The 2,831-nt window shown below is 59.3% G+C and carries 1 protein-coding gene; it reads right to left on the bottom strand.

Features of this window, described 5'->3' with window-relative positions; genetic code table 11:
• Positions 1 to 150 precede the first annotated feature (150 nt).
• Entirely contained in the window at positions 151 to 2,769 is a 2,619-nt protein-coding gene (gene alaS, locus ACIOWE_RS26135) for an alanine--tRNA ligase (protein WP_401397505.1), read from the bottom strand.
• Positions 2,770 to 2,831: the final 62 nt, after the last annotated feature.

Below are 2,831 nucleotides of genomic sequence, written 5' to 3'. Positions count from 1 at the left end.
CTCGATTCTCTCGACCGTGACGACCGAGGTGCCTCCAAATTTCTGTCCGATCAAAGCCATTTCAAAGCCGCCTCTGCCCATGAAGGGCGCCCAATAATCACTCAAACAGCCGCCGGGCCCGCCACTAGACTGCGGGCCCGACAGACCGTCTTATAAACCCTGCTCGACGAATGGAACGGTCAGCGCCAGTGCGCCATCCAGCGCGCCGGCATCAACACCGCCGCCCTGCGCCATGTCCGGACGACCACCGCCCTTCCCGCCCACTGCCGCAGCAGCCTGTTTCATCAAATCACCGGCTTTGAGTTGGCCAGTCAGGTCTTTGGTTACGCCAGCAACCAGAACGACCTTTTCCTCATGGACACTGCCGAGCAGGATCACTGCGCGGCCGAGTTTGTTTTTCAACTGATCGACCAGCGCCAGCAGCGCCTTGCCGTCCTGACCATCCAGACGTGCGGCCAGAACCTTCACGTCTTTGACGTCCACTGCCGAGCTCGACAGATCGTCGCCCGCAGCGCTGGCAGCCTTGGCCTGCAATTGCTCCAGTTGCTTTTCCAGTGCACGGTTGCGTTCCAGCACTGCCGACAACTTGTCGATCAGGTTTTCACGGCTGCCCTTGACCAGGCTGGCCGCTTCCTTGAGTTGTTCTTCCGCAGCGTTCAAGTACGCCAATGCTGCTGCACCGGTAACGGCTTCGATACGACGCACGCCCGAAGCCACACCGCCTTCACTGATGATTTTCAGCAGGCCGATGTCGCCGGTGCGGTTGGCGTGGATACCGCCACACAGCTCGACGGAGAAATCCCCGCCCATGCTCAGCACGCGCACGTTGTCGCCGTATTTCTCGCCGAACAGCGCCATCGCGCCCTTGTTCTTGGCGGTTTCGATGTCGGTCTCTTCGGTTTCAACCGCGGAGTTCTTGCGAATCTCGGCGTTGACGATGTCTTCCAGCGCCTTGATTTGCTCAGGCTTGATCGCTTCAAAGTGGCTGAAGTCGAAACGCAGGCGCTGGCTATCCACCAACGAACCCTTTTGCTGAACGTGTTCGCCCAACACCTGACGCAATGCGGCGTGCAGCAAGTGGGTAGCCGAGTGGTTCAACGAAGTGGCGTGACGCACTTCGGCATCGACGTGGGTTTCCACTGGCGCGCCGATGGTCAGGCTGCCCGAATCCAGCACGCCGTGATGCAGGAATGCGCCGCCGGTCTTGGTGGTGTCGCGCACGTCGAAGCGCGCGCTGCCAGCCTGAAGGAAACCGCAGTCGCCGATCTGGCCGCCGGATTCAGCGTAGAACGGCGTCTGGTTCAGAACGATCACCGCCTCTTCGCCTTCATTCAAGACGTCGACCGACTGGCCATCTTTATAGATAGCGACGATTTTCGCCGAACCGCTGGTGTCGGTGTAACCGGTGAACTCGGTGGCCACATCAACTTTAACCAGCGTGTTGTAGTCCAGACCAAACGAGCTGGCCGAACGCGCACGAACGCGCTGGGCTTCCATTTCACGCTCGAAGCCAACTTCATCAACGGTCAGGCCGCGCTCGCGGGCGATGTCGGCGGTCAAATCCATCGGGAAACCGTAGGTGTCGTAGAGTTTGAAGACTACGTCGCCCGGCACCACGGTGCTTTTGAGTTCTGCCAGATCCTGCTCGAGGATTTTCAGGCCGTGCTCCAGGGTCTTGGAGAACTGTTCTTCTTCGGCCTTGAGCACGCGCTCGATGTTGCTCTGCTGCTTTTTCAGTTCCGGGAAGGCTTCGCCCATCTCGGCGACCAGCGCAGCAACGATCTTGTAGAAGAAGCTGCCGGTGGCGCCCAGCTTGTTACCGTGACGGCAGGCGCGACGGATGATCCGACGCAGCACATAACCACGACCTTCGTTGGACGGCAGCACGCCATCGGCGATCAGGAAACCGCACGAACGGATGTGGTCGGAAACAACTTTGAGCGACGACTGATCACCATTTTCGCAACCGATGGCTTCGGCCGAGGCCTTCAGCAGGTTCTTGAACAGGTCGATGTCGTAGTTGGAATTGACGTGCTGCATCACCGCACTGATCCGCTCCAGGCCCATGCCGGTGTCGACCGACGGCGCTGGCAACGGATGCAACACGCCATCGGCGGTGCGGTTGAACTGCATGAACACGTTGTTCCAGATCTCGATGTAACGGTCGCCGTCTTCTTCCGGCGAGCCCGGTGGGCCGCCCCAGATGTGGTCACCGTGATCGTAGAAAATCTCGGTGCATGGGCCGCACGGGCCGGTATCGCCCATGGTCCAGAAGTTGTCGGAAGCGTACGGCGCGCCTTTGTTGTCGCCGATACGGATCATGCGCTCGACCGGCACACCGATTTGCTTGGTCCAGATGTCATACGCTTCGTCGTCAGAGGCGTAGACGGTGACCCAGAGTTTTTCCTTCGGCAGTTTCAGAACGCCGGTCAGGAAGGTCCAGGCAAAGGTGATCGCGTCGTGCTTGAAATAGTCACCGAAGCTGAAGTTACCGAGCATTTCGAAGAACGTGTGGTGACGAGCGGTATAACCGACGTTTTCCAGGTCACTGTTCTTGCCACCGGCACGCACGCATTTCTGGCTGCTGGTCGCACGGGTGTATGCACGTTTTTCCTGGCCCAGGAAGCAGTCCTTGAACTGGTTCATCCCCGCGTTAGTGAACAGCAGGGTTGGGTCGTTGCCCGGAATCAAAGAGCTGGAGGCTACACGGGTGTGGCCTTGCTCTTCGAAGAAGCGAAGGAAGGCTTCACGGATTTCTGCGCTGTTCATTCGGTGCTTCCACGGAGGCGGCGGCCAAAGGCCTGTTCGAAACGGCAACAGACGAAGCGACG

The organism is Pseudomonas sp. NPDC087598 (genome assembly GCF_044743525.1).
Lineage (GTDB): Bacteria > Pseudomonadota > Gammaproteobacteria > Pseudomonadales > Pseudomonadaceae > Aquipseudomonas.
This window is presented reverse-complemented; position numbering and strand designations above follow the sequence as displayed.

Coding starts and splice junctions, on each gene's coding strand:
- alaS (WP_401397505.1), bottom strand. CDS start 2,769: ATGAACAGCGCAGAAATCCGTGAAGCCTTCCTTCGCTTCTTCGAAGAG.